The organism is Geminocystis sp. CENA526 (genome assembly GCF_050753365.1).
In the GTDB taxonomy this organism is placed as follows: Bacteria; Cyanobacteriota; Cyanobacteriia; order Cyanobacteriales; family Cyanobacteriaceae; genus Geminocystis.
This window is the reverse complement of the sequence record NZ_JBLZFY010000032.1, coordinates 1-18,900: the sequence shown is the minus strand read 5'-3', so window position 1 is coordinate 18,900 and position 18,900 is coordinate 1. Positions and strand designations below refer to the sequence as shown.

The following is an 18,900-nucleotide window of genomic DNA, read 5'->3' as shown; positions in this document are numbered from 1 at the left end:
TTTTAAATCTCCCCAATACCTAAACGGCGGTGGGAAATTGAGGAATAGATGCAATCAGTTTTCTGGTATATTCCCTTTGAGGATTATCGATAATTTGTTCTGCTGTGGACATTTCTTCTATTTTACCTCGATTCATTACCATAATTCGATCGCTCATAAATTTTACTACACTTAAGTCATGGGAAATGAAAATATAGGTTAAGCCAAATTCGGCTTGTAATTCTTTCAACAAGTTTAAAACTTGTGCTTGGATAGATACATCTAAAGCGGATACGGATTCATCACAGATAATTAATTGGGGATTTAAAGCTAAAGCCCTTGCAATACATACTCTCTGGCGTTGCCCTCCTGATAATTCGTGGGGATAACGATTATACCAATTAGGATTTAAACCGACTCTATCTAACAGGTATCTTACTCTTTCTTGGCGTTTGCTATGATTTCCTCCCATGCCATGAATTACCATCGGTTCAGCGATCGTACTGCCGATCGAAATACGGGGATTGAGAGAATTATAGGGATTTTGGAAGACAATCTGCATTTCTCGGCGTAATTGTCTTAATCGTTGACTACGGGGAGGCAATGTCGTTAAATCTTGTCCTAAAAACTGAATTTTGCCTTCTAAAGTGGGAATTAACCTTAAAATAGTTCTAGCTAGGGTGGATTTACCGCAACCAGATTCCCCTACTAATCCCAATGTTTCTCCTGCAAATAGCTGAAAACTGACATCATCGATCGCCCAAAAATAGTCTTTTTGCCAAGGTAAACCGCCTTTTTTGCGAAATCCGACTTTTAAGTTATCCACTCTCAATAAAGGTTCATTTAGCTGAATTTCTCTAGGTTTAACAGCAGAAATCACAGAGGGAGTATCCCTATTATTTTCCATAAAATCCGCTACGGTGGGTAGATAAGTTCTAGTTTCTTCTAAACGAGGACGACAGGCAAGTAAACCTTTGGTATAGGCTTGTTGAGGGTTAAATAAAATATCCCTAGTTTTGCCGTATTCGACTATTTTCCCTTGATACATCACCGCTAAACTATCGGCAATATTGGCAACCACGGCTAAGTCATGGGTAATGAAAATTAAGGACATTTGGCGACTACGGCATAATTCTTTTAATAGTTCTAAAATGGTAGCTTGAACTGTTACATCTAATGCTGTGGTAGGCTCGTCAGCGATTAAAATACTCGGTTGACAAGAAATAGCTATGGCAATCATTACCCTTTGTAGTTGTCCGCCACTCATCTCGTGGGGATATTTTTGCAGGATCGATCGTTTTCTTTGGTTAATATAAATAGCAATATCTGTATCCGTAGGGTTTTTATCTTGATTTTGTTGTAAAAATTCCTCTGTTAACTCTTTATCACTAGGTAACAGTTTCACTTCTTGTAATAAACTAGAGGCTTGGCGCTTTGCGTCTTTTTCTGATACGTTTTGATGTAACCTAATTGCCTCTATAATCTGAAAACCGATATTATAGACGGGATTAAGTGAACTCATGGGTTCTTGAAATATCATCGCTATTTTACCACCACGATAATCTCTTTTTTGTTTAGAGTTGAGGGTGACAAGATTTATCGCTGATGTTTCTGGATTGTCTTGAAAGTTAATTTGCCCATCCGCAATTTTGCCTGTGGCTGGTAATAATCCCATCATAGCAAGGGATGTAACGGATTTTCCTGAACCTGATTCCCCTACAATTCCCATGATTTCGCCTTTTTGTAGAGTAAACGAAATTCTGTCCACTGCGATCGAACTTTTACCTTCATCATTAGTGAAAACTACTTGTAAATCAGTAACATCAAGAATAGGCATTGTAACAATAAATCTCTAAGGGTTGCCCATATTTTACCGAAAAACCGCTTAATAGGGAGAATGAAAAAGTTTTTTAACTACCTCTTGAACTCAGGTAAGATTGAATATTGTTATCGTGAAAATAAATATTTGAGAATATGAGTTTTTTAAATCAACCCAAAAAAAGATCGATCGGTATTATTTTAGCCTTAATTGGTAGTGTCACCCCTGTGGTTGGTTTACATAAATTTTACTTAGGGCAACCTTTATGGGGTGTAATTTATTTTCTTTTGAGTTGGCAAAGTCCGATCGCTCGTATTGCTTGTGCGATCGATGTTGTATTGTATTTAGCCCAAGATAATGACTTATTCACAGGAAGATTTAATAGTATAACGGCTTCATCTTCACCTGCTCAAATAACAGGAAATCCCCAACAGGTAACAGAAATTGCTACAGCTATTAGGGAATTAGAAAAATTGCGTCAAGACGGTTTAATTTCTGAGTATGAATTTGAACAAAAACGCCGTCAATTATTAAGTTAGTTTGTATTTAAGTTTATTAGACTTCTCCAGAAATTATTATTTTACGCCCAATCTCTCGATTGTAAGAAGTATTCTGTCAACTTGGCTTCAGGGCTTCCTGCTTCGGGTTTATAGCCATATTCCCAACGAGTGAGAGGAGGTAAAGACATTAAAATAGATTCCGTGCGTCCGTTAGTTTGCAATCCAAAAATAGTACCTCGATCGTACACTAAATTAAATTCGACATAGCGCCCACGACGATATAATTGAAATTGACGTTCTCGATCGCTATACTCCATACTATTACGGCGTTCCACAATGGGAATATAGGAAGGTAAAAAGGCATTACCGCAACTTTGAGCAAAATTAAATAAATCTTCCCAAGAGTGAGACACACGACCCACTTTTTCGCTATACTGATGGGCTAATCCATTATGATCAGAACCTCCATATAATATACCTCGATCGTCCAAATAATCAAAGAAGATACCACCAATACCACGAGCTTCTTGACGATGTTTTAAGTAAAAATACTCATCACACCAACGCTTAAAAGCAGGATAATATTCGGGGTGATGCTTGTCACAGGCTTGTTTTAAAGTTTTGTGAAAATGAATGGCATCCTCCTCAAAACCATAGTAAGGAGTTAAATCTGCACCACCGCCAAACCACCATACAGGACCAGCTTCAAAGTAACGATAATTGAGGTGTACTGTAGGTACATAAGGATTTTTAGGATGTAATACCATAGATGTACCCGTAGCATAAAAACCATGACCTGCGGCTTCGGGGCGTTGTACTAAAATGGAAGGGGGTAAAGTATCGCCCCACACTTCTGAAAAATTAACTCCGCCTTGCTCAAACACACCACCATCACGGATTACTCTTGTGCGTCCTCCGCCTCCTTCTTCTCTTTGCCAGTTGTCTTCATGGAATTTAGCTTTTCCATCTATTGCTTCTAAGCCTTGGCAAATGTTATCTTGTAAGGTTTTCACAAATTCTCTAGCTTTTTCTCTGGAATTGCTAGGGGGTAAGTTATTTTGTTGGGTTGTTTGTCCTTGAATTAATACGCTTGTCATGAATCTTTATTTTTTAAAACACTTTACTTTTTTATAACTATAAAGTGATTAATTGTTGATAGGCAAGGTAACTTATTAAAACTTTACAAAAAGCCTCAAAACCACTATTTTCGATTATTTAGAAGTTACGCACTTGTACCAAAAATCAAGGGTTGAGATTCCTTCGCTACTCTCGGAATGACAAAATATCGTCAAAGGTACGCAAGTCATAAATTTTACTGTGAATTTGGAAAAAACCGTACATCTAAAGACGTTTAACACTGCTCATAATTACCAAGAGATTCTTTATATTTTTCTCTAAATTTGAATAATAAATCATCCACTTCGTATTGATGTAAAATGAATCCTTCATAATAAATAGTGGAAAGACATTTTCTAAACTGATTAGGTAATAAAGATTCATCTAATAATTTATTAAACAGTTTTGGATAGGAAATATTACCACTTTCCATTAATCTTTGTTTAGCAAAACCTGTGGGAGAAAATAGATAATGATAAGTGAAAATTTGACTATCGGATTTGTCTGAACAAAAGAAGGCTAAAAATAAGATAAAAATAGGGATAACAATAGGATTTTTTTCTACGGTATCTTTGACTATTTCTTCTACTTTGAGGCGATGATAACCAATATTACTATAATCTTCTGTCAAAATTTTATCTAATGTAACGGTTTCTTCTGTATCAGGAAATTTGAGAATCATTCCTTGGGCATTTAATCCTAAAATTAAATTTTTCCATTTTTCAAAGGTTAGATTATCTGTGCTAAAATTTCGATCGCAATAGTTAACAATATCTTTAACTGCTTGTTCAAAGTTTTGGGGAATAGTAATATTATCAAACTTATATAAATCGTCAGGAATAGGAGGAATAAAGTATGTTAGGAGAAAAATTTGATGGGTATTTACTGTTAAAAATCCCACGTTTAAAAGCTCTACTAATTTCTCAATATTAAAAGAAAATTTTTTAAAAGATAAGAAAATTTCTCCGCTTATTTCTTTAATTACAATAAGAGTTTCTGCTGGTTGTAAGTTAAAAGATTCTCGATAAATTTTATGTTTTAAATTCTCTTTATGGATAGCAAAACTTATTTCTAAAGATTCTTCAATAAGAGGAGCAAAATCTGTTTGAGCTTCGCTAAAATCTAGTTTATATAAATCAACAATATATACGGGAGTCCAAATCCCTGTTTCTATTTGTAAATTAAGTAAAGATTTTCCAAATTCATTGATAATTTTTGTTTTTCTTTGTCTTTGCAATTCTCTTTGTTCTTCGATCGAAACTCTGGTATATTGGGGAATAATTTTTGTCTCTATTTGTTTTTCATCTTTTGCCGAATTTTCAGATAAAGTAGGAGTATTTTTTAATCTTTTGCCGAAAAGTTTGTCGAACATTTAACTAACTCCAGATAGATTATGTGAATTATTGATACATTATATAACAAACTTCTATTTTTTTGATCAACAGCAGTTGATATTTTATTCGTTGAATTGGAGGCATCTCGTTTTAGCAAAAACATGGTAAAGTTAACCTCAATTTTATTTTTCTTTAAATAAGACTATTTTTTGCTATACTTAAAAATAATTCTGCATTAGTTATTTGTTGTTGTGCCTGTTGATAATTAAGAGCATGAAATTGACCATAATCTCCCGTATGTCTTAAATCTTGAGCATCTAGTAAAAAGCCGTGTAATTTTAATGGAACTTTGTTTGTTTTAGTAAACTCTTTTCCAAAAGCAGAAATAACGGCACTATGACTAGAAAAATTTTTTCCTTCTCCTTCTAAAAAAGCCTCTGCAACATAAAACATTGTATAGTAAGAACGGGAAACAGAATAATCATAAAACTTATTTTCTAACAATAATTTTGATGCTAATAAACTTTCTTCCGCCTTATCTAATAATTCTTTTTGTCTTGGAGTCATAATATTATAATTCCTTCTTCACGAATGTTTCTAAGTAAGGCACTATCATAAGTATTAAAATAATTTTCTGACATAAATAAACGACTAATTGTCTTGTCATATTTTAACGATAAGTTACAAGTAATTTTACTGGTTTTTTCTATTTCCTTACCTATATTTATATCTTGATCTTTTAAAAGAATTAAAACGTCAATATCTGAGTCTTCTTTTTCCGTGCCTTTTGCATAAGAACCAAATAAGATTAAATTAATTAATTTGTCTTTATAAATCTCTTTTAATTGCTTTTTAAAAGTTGATAAAATATGTTTTATTTCTTGGTTATTTAACATAAAATTATATTATCTTAATGTTCTTTTAATTTGATTTAATTTTAGGGCAAACTTATTTTTTTAAATTTTTATTCATTTTAACAAAATGTACAACTGCTAAATTTTATCTTTTACCTCTTGCCTGTTGTCTATGTTCATCAGTAAACTTAAATGGATTCTACTTATTAAAGGTAATGCAAAATCTCAGTTTAAGAGAAAAAATAGGTCAATTAATCATTGTACGCACTACGGGTTATATTTTTGATCATCAAATTCGTTATCCAGCTTGGGAAGCGACTCAACCTCAATTAAAGAAATGGTTACAGGAGTTAAATCTTGGGGGGGTGATTCTATTAGGCGGTAGTTGTTCAGAAATTGCCGATCGAACAAAACAGTTACAGTCTTGGGCAAAAACTCCCTTACTCATTGCGGCGGATATAGAAGAAGGAGTAGGACAGAGATTTAGTGGTGCAACTTGGTTTCCCCCTCCGATGGCATTATCTACCATTGCTCAAAAAAATCCTTCTTTAGCAAGAGAATATGCAAAAAAAATGGGAGAAATTACCGCCAGAGAGGCTTTAGCTATCGGAATTAATTGGGTTTTAGCGCCCATCACCGATGTTAATAATAATCCTGACAATCCCGTTATCAATATTCGCTCTTTTGGCGATAATCCAGACTTGGTAGCAGATTTGGCAACAGCTTTTATTCAAGGTTGTCAAGAATATCCCGTTTTAACCACCGCCAAGCATTTTCCAGGGCATGGTGACACGGCAACGGATTCTCATTTACACTTACCTCAAATTAACCACAGTAAAAAGCGTTTACAGCAAATTGAGTTAGTTCCCTTTCAACGATCGATCGAGCATAATGTGGACAGTATTATGACGGCACATCTATTAGTAGAGAAATTAGATGCTATTAATCCGGCTACTTTATCTTTTTCGATACTAACACAACTTTTAAGAGATGAACTAAATTTTTCAGGATTGATTGTTACTGATGCGCTAATTATGGGGGGAGTCGCAAAATACGCCTCTCAAGAAGAAATCGCCGTCAAAGCCCTCCTCGCTGGTGCTGATATTCTTTTAATGCCTGAGAATCCTGAAGTTGCAGTCAGTTCGATCGAACGAGCTGTTAAAGATGGTATTCTGTCAGAATCACGCATTGACGAGAGTTTACAACGCATTGCCCATGCTAAAAATAAGTTATCTTTTGCTCAACCCAACTTATTAGAAATTAGCTCTGAAGAGGATAGAAAAACTGTAAAGGAAGTTTTAAAACTAAGCATGAGCTTTCAGGGCAAAATGCTAACAAAAACAGTAGCTAAGGGCATAAATTTAGTAGTGGTACAGGACTTGTTAAACTGCGATTTTCTCGATCGACAAGCACCAGCTATCACCATTCCTGAAAAGTATGGTTATCAAACTCAACTTTTTGATCAACGCAACTTACATTTAGCACAATATCAAGAACAACCCATTCTCTTACAAGCATTTATTCGAGGTAATCCTTTCTTGGGTAACGGCGGTTTAACGGATTCTGCGAAAACTTTTTATGAACAATTACTGGAGTTCGATCGAGTAGAGGGTATGATTATTTATGGTAGTCCTTATATTTTAGAGTGGTTTTTGCCTCGCATCAAAGAAAATACCCCTTGGGTTTTCACCTATGGGCAAATGCCTCAAGCCCAAGAATTAACCTGCCAACGTCTGTTTAATTTGTCAACAAATGATGACATTGATAAAGGTAATTTTTTGTAACAAAATTTACAGAAACCTTGACCATTTCAGGGTTTTTACTGAGAATTTATCAAAAATATGTATCTAAAGATACATTAAGCAAGTCTTTACGATAATTGTTTGTTAGACTATATTGAGAATAACCAAATAAGTTTATGGGGAAAAAGCAGATGAAAACATTAGAAAAAACTGCAACACATTACTCCATCGAAATGATTAAAGACGAAGCTCGTCATTTAGTGGAAAAAGGTACTGTTAGTCGTCATCAACCGATATATATCTTATGCCAATATATTCCTGCTAGAGAGTGGGTATGTGTCGAATGTGAATTAGAACAATGTGATTATTTATTAAGAGATCAAATTGGAGATTTAATCGCCTCTGAAAATTGGGATAACGACTAGAAAGTAAGTTAAGATTTTTATTTTGTCATTGCGAGGTAACGAAGCAATCTCCATTATCATCAAATCGAATTTATCTCTTGATAAGTTTGTGTTATGGCATTACTTAATCTTTGATTATCTTCTTGTGTTCTAACAGCAACACGAAAATACTTTTCTCCTAATTCGGGGAAACTCAGGCAGTCACGAATTAAAATTTGTTCTCGTTGAAGTAACTCTAACTGTAATTGTGGGCTAGGGATTCTAGTTTCCACTAAGATAAAGTTAGCACTACTAGGGAGGGGTTTTAGTCCTTTTATTTGTGCTAAATCATCCTTTAATTTTTCACGGCTTGGTTTTAACCATTGCCACGTTTTTTGTTGAAATTCCGTATCTTTTAAGGCTTCTATTCCTGCTAATTGAGCTAAACTATTTACAGTCCAAGGATCGCGCCATTTTTGCCATTTTTTTATTCTATCAGGATGAGTAATACCGTAGCCAATTCTCAACGCAGGAAGGCTATAAAATTTGGTGATCGATCGAACTACAATTAAATTATCATAGTCTGGAATTAAGTCTATGAGACTTTCTTGCTCATTCGGTGGTAGAAAATCCATAAACGCTTCATCTATCACCACTAGAGGAAATTGTTGTAAGTAGGGGATTAGAGTCTTTTTATCCCATAGTTTTCCTGTGGGATTGTGAGGGTTGTTGACTAATAAAGCAACATTACCTCGATATTTTAACCCCATTGCTAATTCATCTAACCCATAAGACTCAAAGGGAATATTAAAAGTATTTAACGCCCGTTTATAATCCGCAAAACAAGGAGAAGGAAGCAAAACCCCTTCTAAATTGTGGGCTTCCCATGCTATCCATGTTAGCAACTCCGCCGCCCCATTACTCGGTAACACCCAATCTTGACAGATATGATGATGTTGCCCAATGGCTTGACGAAATTGTGGATAGTCAGGGTTTGGATAATGAGCTAATTGTTTTATCCCTTTGATTATAGCTTCGATCGTACTCTGAGGAGGTCCTAATGGATTAATACTAGCAGAAAAATCTAGCACAGCAGAATTTGGACAGTTAATAAGTGTCACTGCCCAATCCAAGTTGCCTCCGTGAGTTGGTCTAGTCAAATAGGGTAAAAATAGTAAATTTAAGCAAAAACCAACCCAAAAAGAGCGATTTTTGCCGTTATGCAGAAAAACTAGGCTTTAGGTGGTGCAACTCTTTCTTTGAAAAGTTTACCAGCAGAAAAAGCAGGTACTTTGGTTGCAGGAATATCCATTTTTTCGCCCGTTTTAGGATTGCGCCCTTCCCGTGCTTTTCTCTCACGACTTTCAAATGAGCCAAAACCTACCAAAGTAACTTTATCTCCAGAAGATACCGCTTCCATAATGGCTTCTACGGTAGCACTAATAACGGCATCTGCTTGTTTTTTAGTTACGTCAGCCTTAGCTGATACTGCATCTACTAATTCACCTTTGTTCATAAATTGATCTCCGATTGTTTAACTGTGTCAGTCTGAAAATAGAGTTAAAAATCTTAATTAGCTGAAATTACCATCAATTAAGTGTTTTACTCTTTTTCACACTAAATCTGATATTACATGATTAATCGCTGAAATGATTAAAAATTCTAGTTTTTCTCTATTTTTTTACATTTTTTGGCTTTTTTGTTAACAAATGTAACAAATAACCTCAACTAAGTAATTGCTTAAGTAAGTACAACTGTGAAAGATATTCCCTAGATTAACAACAAAATTATAAAACTTAATATTTTATGATACCTCGATCGAGGATTATAGTGGATTTAGCTGTACCCATGAAAACGGCAATCTATTACGGATTACCACAGGTTAAACATCTTTTATTCGCCTTAGATCAGTATAAAGAATATTCTGCTATCCTTTTCTCAGGCTCAGAAGCGAGAATGGTAGAGGTGTTTTTAACTCGATCGACGAATGAAATTAAAATAGAGACAGATCATGAATTATCTCGTAGATTTGGTCGTAAAGCCACTACCCTAGCCAGTGATAGACGAGACAAAGAATTTGAAATGCGTTTTGTCAGAGAAATAGCACAAGAAATTAATCAGTATTTTCTTGAACACTTAGAAACAGGAAGGTTAGTCTTTGGTGGTAATTTAAAACAAGCGGCTAAAATCAATAATGCCCTTAATCCTGCGGTAAGAGACTTAGTGGTTGCCATTGAGCCGATGGATTTCAAACTAGCAGATAACGAAATTGCGGAAATTATTAAACCGATTGCCTATGCTTACGAACAAGATCATGATGTTAGTGTAGTCGAAAACTTGGTATATAAATTCAACAAAAATCGTACTGCGGTATTAGAAAAACAAGGAGTTGAAAAAGCCTTAAGTGAGGGTAGAGTAAAAACCTTAGTCATCCCTTATCCTATGGATACCGAAGAATTTGATTCTCTGATTGTAGAAGTAGTTTTATCAGGTGCAGATATTGAGTTTGTTTATGGTGAAGGTGCTGAAAAATTAAATCAATATGGTGGCATCGCCGCAGAATTATACTATTCTATCAATTAGAAATTAAGAATGTATAGCTTTAATATTCAGAAAATCATCAATGTTTGTTAATTCTACCTGTCCTCCTGTCCTCCTGTTCTCCTGTCTCCATAAACCCTAATTATTCTCGAAAATGTAAGTTAAATGCGTCTTAGCTTATTCCCCCTACCTTGATCAATAATTTATCATACTAATTTCCATTGTTAACTACATACCGATCGTGAGAAAATAGAAATAATCTTAATATTGTAAATCTCATGACAGAAAATTTAAAAAGTAAAGCTATTACCCAAGGAGTCCAACGATCGCCTAATCGTGCTATGCTTAGAGCCGTTGGTTTTGGGGATGATGATTTTACCAAGCCTATTGTTGGTATAGCGAATGGATTTAGTACCATCACTCCCTGCAATATGGGTTTAAATGACTTAGCTTTAAAGGCAGAAGCGAGTTTACGTCAAGCAGGTGGAATGCCCCAAATGTTCGGTACTATTACCATTAGTGATGGTATCTCCATGGGTACAGAAGGCATGAAATACTCCCTCGTTTCCAGAGATGTCATTGCGGATTCGATCGAAACCGCTTGTACTGGAGAAAGTATGGATGCGGTAATCGCCATTGGTGGTTGCGATAAAAATATGCCGGGGGCAATGATTGCCATCGCTCGTATGAATATTCCCGCTATTTTCGTCTATGGTGGTACAATCAAACCGGGGCATCACAATGGTAAAGATTTAACGGTAGTTAGTGCCTTTGAAGCCGTTGGGCAATATAGTGCAGGAAAAATTGACGAAGAAGAATTACTTGCCATTGAGAAAAAAGCCTGTCCGGGGGCAGGTTCGTGTGGTGGAATGTTTACAGCTAATACTATGTCTTCTGCCTTTGAAGCCATGGGCATTAGTTTACCCTATTCTTCCACTATGGCAGCCGAAGATCAAGAGAAGCTAGAAAGTACAGGCAAATCCGCCGAAGTTTTAGTGGAAGCCATCCGCAAACAAATTTTACCCCGTGACATTCTTACCCGTAAAGCCTTTGAAAATGCCATCGCTGTGATTATGGCAGTGGGAGGCTCAACTAATTCAGTATTGCATTTACTTGCGATCGCTAATACTATTGGTGTACCCTTAACCCTCGATGACTTTGAGGCTATTCGTCAAAAAGTACCCGTCATTTGTGACTTAAAACCATCAGGACGTTATGTGACTGTGGACTTACACAAAGCTGGAGGTATTCCTCAAGTAATGAAAATGTTGTTAGTTAATGGCTTATTACATGGAGACGCATTAACTATCAGTGGGCAAACTGTAGCGGAAGTATTAGCAGATATTCCCGAAAATCCTCCCGAAAATCAAGACGTAATCCGTCAATGGGGTAATCCTTTATATCAAGAAGGACATTTAGCTATCTTAAAAGGAAACTTAGCCTCCGAAGGTGCAGTTGCCAAAATTAGCGGTGTAAAAAATCCTACCATAACAGGACCTGCTAGAGTGTTTGAGTCAGAGGAAGAATGTTTAGACGCTATCTTAGCAGGAAAAATTAAAGAGGGTGATGTTGTCATTGTACGTTATGAAGGACCTGTGGGCGGACCGGGTATGCGTGAAATGTTAGCCCCTACCTCAGCCATTATTGGTGCAGGTTTAGGAGATAAAGTTGGCTTAATTACCGATGGACGTTTTTCTGGCGGTACTTATGGCTTAGTAGTTGGTCATGTTGCACCAGAAGCGGCGGTTGGTGGTAATATTGCTTTAGTGCAAGAAGGTGATAGTATTTCGATCGATGCCCATAAAAAGCTATTACAAATCAATGTATCAGAAGAAGAATTAGCCCAACGGAGAAAATCATGGCAACCTCGCCAACCTCGCTACCGTAGAGGAGTCTTAGGCAAATATGCCAAATTAGTATCTTCTAGTAGTTTAGGTGCTGTCACTGACTTAAACTTGTATAAATAGGGGGATTTGAATGGGGCTCGTGGGATTTTCCTACGGGCAGTGGTTGATACGCCATGGTTTGGATTTTGAAATAAAAAAATCTGGAGGCTACGAACCATGACAAAAATAAATTTTGAAGAGATGAATTTAGATGAATTGCGAAAATATGTTTTACAAAAATTGATAAAATATGAAGAAAAAAATCACACTAATTATTTGTTTAACCATTATTATTTGTTTATATTTTCTCAGTGTAAATAATCCAGCCTTTGCTAAAACAAACGATCGAGATACACAGAAAAGTTATAACTCTAAACAAGAGAATGCATCTAGCTATTCTCAAAAAAAAGTAGAGAAATTTCCCCCTTGTATCAATACTGACTGTAATTGTAAAGATTTTTCTACTCAAGAAGAAGCTCAAAAAGTGTTTGACGCTTTTCCTAATGATCCCTATAAATTAGATAGAGATAAAGATGGTATAGCCTGTGAAAATCTAGCTTAAATTTATATTTAATTTTGCTAAATAATGGTTTTGAAGGTTAATTCAGACTTCGCCTTCCTTCAGTATTAAGACTCATTTTTCATTGTAATTATGATCATTTTTTTGAGAGATAAACTTTTTCTGTCTAACTTCGGTAGAATAGATAAGAGTTAATTTTAGAGGATCACAACAAAGATGGAAGCAATTACGATCGGAATTATTGGCGGTAGTGGGTTATATAAAATGGAAGCCTTACAAGATATAAAAGAAGTAACCCTCGAAACTCCCTTTGGCTCACCCTCCGATAGTTTTATTACAGGAACTTTAGATAATACGAGAGTTGTCTTTTTACCCCGTCACGGTAGAAATCACCATCTTTTACCTTCTGAATTGCCTTTTCAGGCAAATATTTACGCCTTAAAACAACTAGGGGTTAAGTATATTCTTTCCGCTTCAGCAGTCGGCTCATTACAAAAAGAAATTAAACCCTTAGACTTTGTTATACCTGATCAGTTTATCGATCGAACTAAAAACCGTCAAGCCACATTTTTTGGAGAAGGAATCGTGGCGCATATTGCCTTCGGACATCCCGTCTGTGGTAAATTAGGTAATGTCATCGCCCAAGCCATGAAAAACTTAAACCTTCCCGATGTTAGTTTACACGAAGGGGGTACTTATATCTGTATGGAAGGACCCGCATTTTCCACCATTGCCGAGTCAAACTTATATCGCAGTTGGGGAGGAAGCATTATTGGCATGACAAACTTAACCGAAGCCAAACTTGCCAGAGAAGCGGAAATAGCTTACGCAACCCTTGCCTTAGTCACCGATTATGACTGTTGGAATCCCGAACATGATCATGTTACTGTAGAAACCGTTATCCAGAATCTCCATCAAAACGCTATCAATGCTCAAAAAGTCATTCGAGAAACCGTCAAACTGATAGCAGAAAATCCCTTCATCAGCGATGCCCATTCTGCCTTACAAACAGCGATTCTCACTCCCTTAGAGAAAGTTTCTCCTGAGACAAAAGAAAAATTAAACGCCATTCTTACTAAATATCTTTAAAATCTTTATTTGTACATCTTTTGTCTAATACCTAAAGTCTAATTATGTCATTGCGAGGTAACGAAGCAATCTCCTAAATCTTGATTATCCACAATTACCATAATAAAAAACATGAAAAAATTACTAATTATTCTTTCTATTACCCTAATTTTTTACTTTAACTTTATCTCTCCTGTGACGGCAAATATAGATTTTGAAATTATTAATGTTAGCTTAGGAAATCAGCAAGGACAATTAATATTTACTCCCAATGAATTAAAGTTTTCAGCAGGACAAAAATATAAATTAGTGTTAGATAATCCTAGTCCAGAAAAACACTATTTTACAGCAAAAGATTTTGCCGATGCTAGTTGGACTCAAAAAGTACAAGCAGGAAAAGTTGAGGTAAAAGGTGCAATTCACGAATTAGAATTAAAGCCCGAAGGGGTTGCAGAATGGGTTTTTATCCCAGAAAAGCGAGGAGTTTACGAACTATATTGCTCTATTAAAGGACATAAAGAAGCTGGAATGAAAGGCACAATTACTATTAACTAGAGATTGAGAAAAAAGTTTTTTGATGACAACAGGTGTTAGGCTTTAGGTATTAGGCTTTAGGTCAAAAATACTCATCTATATTTAGATTTTTTAAATAGTAAAAAAGTATCAGTTAATTACTTTTAAAACAAATCTGAAAATGTGTTAATATTTTTTAATGATAATGAGCCAAATATTTTATTTATCTTATCAAATTTGATCGAACCTCTAATCTCGATCGTGTCATTATAAATTATAGACAAATATCATGGTAGCAATATTCAACGGAACTAATCAAAAAATGCCCCTAACTCCCATTTTCAACCCCTTGGGAGACGATCGAATTGAAAACAGAACCATCTGGTTTGGTAATACAACTAATTTGATGCAGTTAAATGACGTTCGTTATACATGGGCGATCGGACTGTATCAACAAATGCGAGAAAACTTCTGGATTCCTCAGAAATTAGATATAACCCAAGACGTTACAGACTATTGGAATTTAACTAATGATGAGCGCCGTGCCTTCGATGGAATTTTATCCTATTTAACCTTTTTAGACTCCGTTCAAACCTGCAATATTCCCCACTTAAAAAGCACTATTACCGCCCCAGAAATAAGCCTTTGTATGGCGGAACAAATATCCCAAGAAGGAATGCACAACCACGCCTATCAGTATATGATTGAGACAATTATTCCTAGTGATAAAAGAGATCAAGTTTACGACTTTTGGCGCACAGATAAAGTCTTATCTGCTAGGTGTGAATTTATTGCAGGATTCTATCAAAAATATATTGATAATCCCACCAAAGAAAATTATTTTATTGCCCTTTTAAGTGACTATTTATTAGAAGGTTTATACTTTTATAACGGGTTTATTTATTTCTATAATTTAGCCGCTAGAATGTTAATGCCGGGTTCGGCTGATATATTTAAAATGATTAATCGGGATGAATTAAGCCATGTGAGATTGTATCAAAAACTTATCCCCGAAGCCATGCAGACTTTTAATTATTCCCTTGAGCAAATTTATGAAATGTTTGATACTGCGGTAGAGCATGAGTGTAAATGGACTAATCACATTGTCGGTGACAACATTTTAGGTATCACAAAATCTAGCACTGAGCGTTATACTAAATACCTTGCCAATAGTCGTTTACGAGCCATCGGACTTGATCCACTTTACACTGATCCTCAGTATAGCAAAAGTCCTTACACTCATTTAGAGAAATTTTCGGACACCAAAAAAGAAGGTAACACGAAGGCGAACTTTTTTGAAGCCAGTGTCACCAGTTATATGATGTCTTCTGGTGTAGGTGGCTGGGATGAAATTTAAAATGTTGCAATAAATTTTTTATGGTTTTGTAGGGGTTGAATAATATTCAACCCTCCTCAAGTTTTAAATATGGTTGAATGAAATAAGAGAAGATGGAAAAACTGAGAAATTTTCTATAATAAAGTTAAATCTTTATACATCATCAATAAATTATGTGTACTAATTGCGGTTGTAGCGTTACCCCTCAAAATGTTACTATTCATAGCCATCATCACCATGAAAAACATCATTCTCATCATGATCATCAAACTCTTGACATTCATCGATCGATCTTAGCAAAAAATGATCATTTAGCCTATCATAATCGAGAATTATTCAGGGAAAAAAATATCTATGTTTTTAACATTTTATCCTCTCCCGGTTCGGGAAAAACAACCTTTATTGAAAAAACTTTAACGGACTTAAATTCTACCTATAAAAGTGCCGTAATTGTGGGAGATTTAGCTACCGATAACGATGCCCAAAGATTACGCCGAAGTCAAGCCCAAGTCGTGCAAATAACTACGGGGGATATATGCCATTTAGAGGCAGAAATGATCAATAATTCTCTTGCTCAAATAGACTTAGATAATTGCCAATTATTAATTATTGAAAATGTCGGTAACTTAGTATGTCCTAGTGCTTACGACTTAGGAGAACATGAAAGAATTGCATTATTATCCGTCACCGAAGGAGAAGATAAACCCTTAAAATATCCTACTCTTTTTAAATCAGCAAATGTGGTAATTATCAATAAAATGGATATTGCTGAAGTGGTGGAATTTAATCAAGATTTAGCCTTAGAAAATATCAAAAAAATTGTCCCCCATGCTAAAATTTTCCTAGTGTCGTCTCGATCGAGCGAAGGTATGGAGGACTGGTATAATTATCTTCAACAAAAAATAACAAACTAATTTGTATTTAAGTTTACTATATAAGTGATTTATTTAGGGTCTGCTGAAAAAGTATTTTGATGAGGGTAGGTATCAGGTATCAGGTATCAGGTGTCAGGTGTCAGGTTAAAGAATGAAAAATCAAGGTGTTGAAGCGTTATCTCTTCAACAAATACACAGGTGTATTGTGAATAATTAGATTTAAAATGCCCTGTTTTTGAGTAAAAATTGCCAAAAATTCGCACTTTTTTATGAATATAGTGTGCCTAAACCATTGATTTTAATAACCTTTTGATTTATTCAGCAAACCCTATTTAGTCATTGATAAAACTTGGAAAATATCCCAGATGTTGAAAGTTTTAATATTAGCTTCATTGAATCTATTGTTAAAACAATAAAAAAAGAATAAATGGGCGATACTGGATTTGAACCAGTGACGTCCTGCTTGTAAGGCAGGCGCTCTACCACTGAGCTAATCGCCCTTAATCACATTTTTTATTATAGCAAATAAATTTAAAAAGTGCAAGATGCCTTCGGAAAAAACTCAACATCAAATCATAGAGTATAGTTTACCGTTAGTAATCAAAGACTATACGCCGATATGTAATGTCGCTAATACTTTAACTTGAAATTCCTGTTCAAAAATAGGTTTTTTATAGTCTAAATTCCATAATTCCAATGAGCAATCATCCCCTGATTGAGCTGGAGTTAAATGTAAATGCAACTGACGATACTCACTATCATACTGACATTCTAACTCTTTTATAGCCCCTATTTGTCTTCGATCGAGCGCGATGGCTAACCGCAGAATAGCGCTTAATTGTTTAATCATTTTACGATGATTGTCTGAAAGAGTAGCGTAGGTTTCATGTTTGCGTTTGGGCTTACTTTTGCGGTGATAACGGGCTATTTGGGCGATTAACTCTATCTCTATTTCACTAAATCCTAATAACTCCGCATTGCGAATTAAATAGTAGGAATGTTTATGATGCGCTGAATGAGATATGTATAAACCCGAATTATGAAGTATCGTAGCTGACCAAAGATATTCTCTTTCTAATTCCCCCCAATAGTGTAATTGATAACGGGTTCGATCGAAAATATTGAGGGCAAAATCGGCTATTTTTTCCGCATGAGATAAGTCCACTTGGTATTTATGGGCGATTTTATAGACATTACGAGGGCGCACTTCTCCTTGAAAGGCAAGACGATCTTCAATGTATCCATTTTGCAACATCCAGTCCACAATAACCCCTTCTCTCAATGCCCTTTCACAAATAGTAAGAGTGTCGATATTCAGCATTTTCATGGCTTCCACTAAGATAACGACTCCAGCAATGATAATTTCTGCACGGCGCTCAGACATCCCTGCTAAGGTCGATCGTTGGTTATAATTCATAGATACCAGACGCTGTAAAATAGCCTCAATATCTTTTCGAGGAATTTGATAGCCATTGAGGGTTAAAGGCTCATTTCCTAGAGTTTCGGAGGAGTGAATTAAGGCAATGGTTTCCGCCGTGCCAGAAGTACCCACAAATATCGGTTTTTCCCCTATTTTCAAGGCGTTTTTGAACTCTTCCACGGGGCGCTCTAATACTCCCCTCACATAAGCCTGTAAAGCTATAAATTCTTTGGGATTGATGGGATCAGTATGAATAAAATCTTGAGTAAGACGAACCGCCCCTACTTTAGTGCTACTCAAACATCTCATCTCTTGACTGTCACCTAATACTATCTCCGTTGAGCCTCCGCCAATGTCAATCAGAGAGTGAACTTTACCGCCAAAATCCATGCCCGATAATACTCCTAAATAAATTCTTCGGGCTTCTTCCTGTCCAGAAATTAAGTCAACTACAATGCCTAATTCATCTTCTATGCGTCTTAAAAATTCTTGCCCGTTGGGGGCTTCTCTTGTGGCACTTGTGGCTACTGCAATAATTTGATCGGCTTTCATTGCTTGAGCCAAATTTTTACAACGTTTGAGCGCTGCTAAAGAGCGATTTATGGCTTCTTTCGTCAAATTTCCTGTTTCTGGATCTCGATCGCCCAATCTTACGGTATCCTTTTCTTTAGCGATGATACTAAAAGAGGGAATCTGAGCGTTAATCTGTACTACTACCATGTGAATTGAGTTTGTACCAATGTCGATCGCACCTAAAATACAATCTTTTAAAACTCTTTGTTTCGTCAAGGTAGTATTAGATAGTTGATAGATATTTGCCATAAATCATTTATCCTTAACTTGCGTTTTTCATAAATCGAACTTATGCAATCATAACTCTATTTTGTCATTGAAAAGACAAACTCAATCTTGATTTTTCCGATAAACTTGGCTCTCTTACTTCTCCTCGTGATAAATTCTTGATGAAGGAGGGAAGAAGGGGAAGAAGGGGAAGAGGGGGAAGAGGGGGAAGAG

18 protein-coding genes and 1 tRNA gene are annotated in these 18,900 nt (G+C 35.7%); 10 read left to right on the top strand and 9 right to left on the bottom strand.

What is annotated here, in order from left to right:
* Positions 1 to 19 precede the first annotated feature (19 nt).
* Positions 20 to 1,816 (bottom strand): ABC transporter ATP-binding protein, encoded by a 1,797-nt coding sequence (locus ACN4EE_RS10745; RefSeq protein ID WP_431706444.1) that lies wholly within the window; start codon positions 1,814 to 1,816, stop codon positions 20 to 22.
* A gap of 137 nt (positions 1,817 to 1,953) precedes the next feature.
* On the opposite strand from ACN4EE_RS10745, the gene ACN4EE_RS10740 reads away from it, so the two are divergent.
* Positions 1,954 to 2,337 carry an NINE protein gene (locus tag ACN4EE_RS10740; RefSeq protein ID WP_431706443.1) on the top strand — a complete coding sequence of 128 codons (384 nt, stop codon included), beginning with the start codon at positions 1,954 to 1,956 and terminating at the stop codon, positions 2,335 to 2,337.
* A 41-nt stretch (positions 2,338 to 2,378) separates the two neighbouring features.
* Here the strand turns inward: ACN4EE_RS10740 and hemF are convergent, their stop codons facing one another.
* The 4 genes from hemF to ACN4EE_RS10720 all read right to left on the bottom strand — a co-directional run bounded on the left by hemF (position 2,379) and on the right by ACN4EE_RS10720 (position 5,644).
* Positions 2,379 to 3,395: an oxygen-dependent coproporphyrinogen oxidase gene (gene hemF, locus ACN4EE_RS10735; RefSeq protein WP_431706442.1), complete on the bottom strand. Its 1,017-nt coding sequence runs from the start codon at positions 3,393 to 3,395 to the stop codon at positions 2,379 to 2,381.
* 254 nt (positions 3,396 to 3,649) lie between these two features.
* Complete coding sequence (locus ACN4EE_RS10730) at positions 3,650 to 4,786, bottom strand: hypothetical protein (protein WP_431706441.1); 1,137 nt, start codon at positions 4,784 to 4,786, stop codon at positions 3,650 to 3,652.
* Between the two features lie 154 nt (positions 4,787 to 4,940).
* Complete coding sequence (locus ACN4EE_RS10725; RefSeq protein ID WP_431706440.1) at positions 4,941 to 5,315, bottom strand: HEPN domain-containing protein; 375 nt, start codon at positions 5,313 to 5,315, stop codon at positions 4,941 to 4,943.
* Positions 5,312 to 5,644, bottom strand: coding sequence for a nucleotidyltransferase domain-containing protein (locus tag ACN4EE_RS10720; RefSeq protein ID WP_431706439.1), 333 nt, complete (start codon positions 5,642 to 5,644; stop codon positions 5,312 to 5,314). The genes ACN4EE_RS10725 and ACN4EE_RS10720 overlap by 4 nt, the downstream gene beginning before the upstream one ends.
* Before the next feature lie 173 nt (positions 5,645 to 5,817).
* On the opposite strand from ACN4EE_RS10720, the gene ACN4EE_RS10715 reads away from it, so the two are divergent.
* Both ACN4EE_RS10715 and ACN4EE_RS10710 read left to right on the top strand, forming a co-directional pair.
* On the top strand, positions 5,818 to 7,386 hold the full coding sequence (locus ACN4EE_RS10715; RefSeq protein WP_431706438.1) for a glycoside hydrolase family 3 N-terminal domain-containing protein: 1,569 nt from the start codon (positions 5,818 to 5,820) through the stop codon (positions 7,384 to 7,386).
* Between the two features lie 149 nt (positions 7,387 to 7,535).
* Positions 7,536 to 7,769: a DUF4327 family protein gene (locus ACN4EE_RS10710; RefSeq protein WP_431706437.1), complete on the top strand. Its 234-nt coding sequence runs from the start codon at positions 7,536 to 7,538 to the stop codon at positions 7,767 to 7,769.
* Positions 7,770 to 7,828: 59 nt separating this feature from the next.
* On the opposite strand, the gene cobD is transcribed toward ACN4EE_RS10710, so the two are convergent.
* On the bottom strand, positions 7,829 to 8,887 hold the full coding sequence (cobD, locus tag ACN4EE_RS10705) for a threonine-phosphate decarboxylase CobD (protein WP_431706436.1): 1,059 nt from the start codon (positions 8,885 to 8,887) through the stop codon (positions 7,829 to 7,831).
* A gap of 71 nt (positions 8,888 to 8,958) precedes the next feature.
* Positions 8,959 to 9,243, bottom strand: a complete 285-nt coding sequence (locus ACN4EE_RS10700) for an HU family DNA-binding protein (RefSeq protein ID WP_017295372.1) — start codon at positions 9,241 to 9,243, stop codon at positions 8,959 to 8,961.
* Between the two features lie 290 nt (positions 9,244 to 9,533).
* Here ACN4EE_RS10700 and ACN4EE_RS10695 point away from each other — a divergent pair, with 290 nt between their 5' ends.
* From ACN4EE_RS10695 to hypB, 7 genes are all read left to right on the top strand, one after another.
* Positions 9,534 to 10,310, top strand: a complete 777-nt coding sequence (locus ACN4EE_RS10695) for a baeRF10 domain-containing protein (RefSeq protein WP_431706435.1) — start codon at positions 9,534 to 9,536, stop codon at positions 10,308 to 10,310.
* 236 nt (positions 10,311 to 10,546) lie between these two features.
* Positions 10,547 to 12,235: a dihydroxy-acid dehydratase gene (ilvD, locus tag ACN4EE_RS10690; protein WP_431706434.1), complete on the top strand. Its 1,689-nt coding sequence runs from the start codon at positions 10,547 to 10,549 to the stop codon at positions 12,233 to 12,235.
* 169 nt (positions 12,236 to 12,404) lie between these two features.
* On the top strand, positions 12,405 to 12,716 hold the full coding sequence (locus ACN4EE_RS10685) for an excalibur calcium-binding domain-containing protein (protein WP_431706433.1): 312 nt from the start codon (positions 12,405 to 12,407) through the stop codon (positions 12,714 to 12,716).
* 174 nt (positions 12,717 to 12,890) lie between these two features.
* Entirely contained in the window at positions 12,891 to 13,763 is an 873-nt protein-coding gene (locus ACN4EE_RS10680; RefSeq protein WP_431706432.1) for an S-methyl-5'-thioadenosine phosphorylase, read from the top strand.
* Between the two features lie 111 nt (positions 13,764 to 13,874).
* Positions 13,875 to 14,297, top strand: a complete 423-nt coding sequence (locus tag ACN4EE_RS10675; protein WP_431706430.1) for a plastocyanin/azurin family copper-binding protein — start codon at positions 13,875 to 13,877, stop codon at positions 14,295 to 14,297.
* Between the two features lie 280 nt (positions 14,298 to 14,577).
* Positions 14,578 to 15,612 carry a ribonucleotide-diphosphate reductase subunit beta gene (locus ACN4EE_RS10670; RefSeq protein ID WP_431706466.1) on the top strand — a complete coding sequence of 345 codons (1,035 nt, stop codon included), beginning with the start codon at positions 14,578 to 14,580 and terminating at the stop codon, positions 15,610 to 15,612.
* Positions 15,613 to 15,764: 152 nt separating this feature from the next.
* The gene (gene hypB / locus ACN4EE_RS10665; RefSeq protein WP_431706429.1) at positions 15,765 to 16,505 is read left to right on the top strand and encodes a hydrogenase nickel incorporation protein HypB; all 741 of its coding nucleotides are present in this window, start codon (positions 15,765 to 15,767) and stop codon (positions 16,503 to 16,505) included.
* Positions 16,506 to 16,894: 389 nt separating this feature from the next.
* On the opposite strand, the gene ACN4EE_RS10660 is transcribed toward hypB, so the two are convergent.
* Together ACN4EE_RS10660 and ACN4EE_RS10655 are read right to left on the bottom strand one after the other, a co-directional pair.
* Positions 16,895 to 16,966 (bottom strand) — tRNA-Val (locus tag ACN4EE_RS10660).
* Positions 16,967 to 17,073: 107 nt separating this feature from the next.
* Positions 17,074 to 18,708, bottom strand: coding sequence for a Ppx/GppA phosphatase family protein (locus ACN4EE_RS10655; protein WP_431706428.1), 1,635 nt, complete (start codon positions 18,706 to 18,708; stop codon positions 17,074 to 17,076).
* Between the last annotated feature and the right edge of the window lie 192 nt (positions 18,709 to 18,900).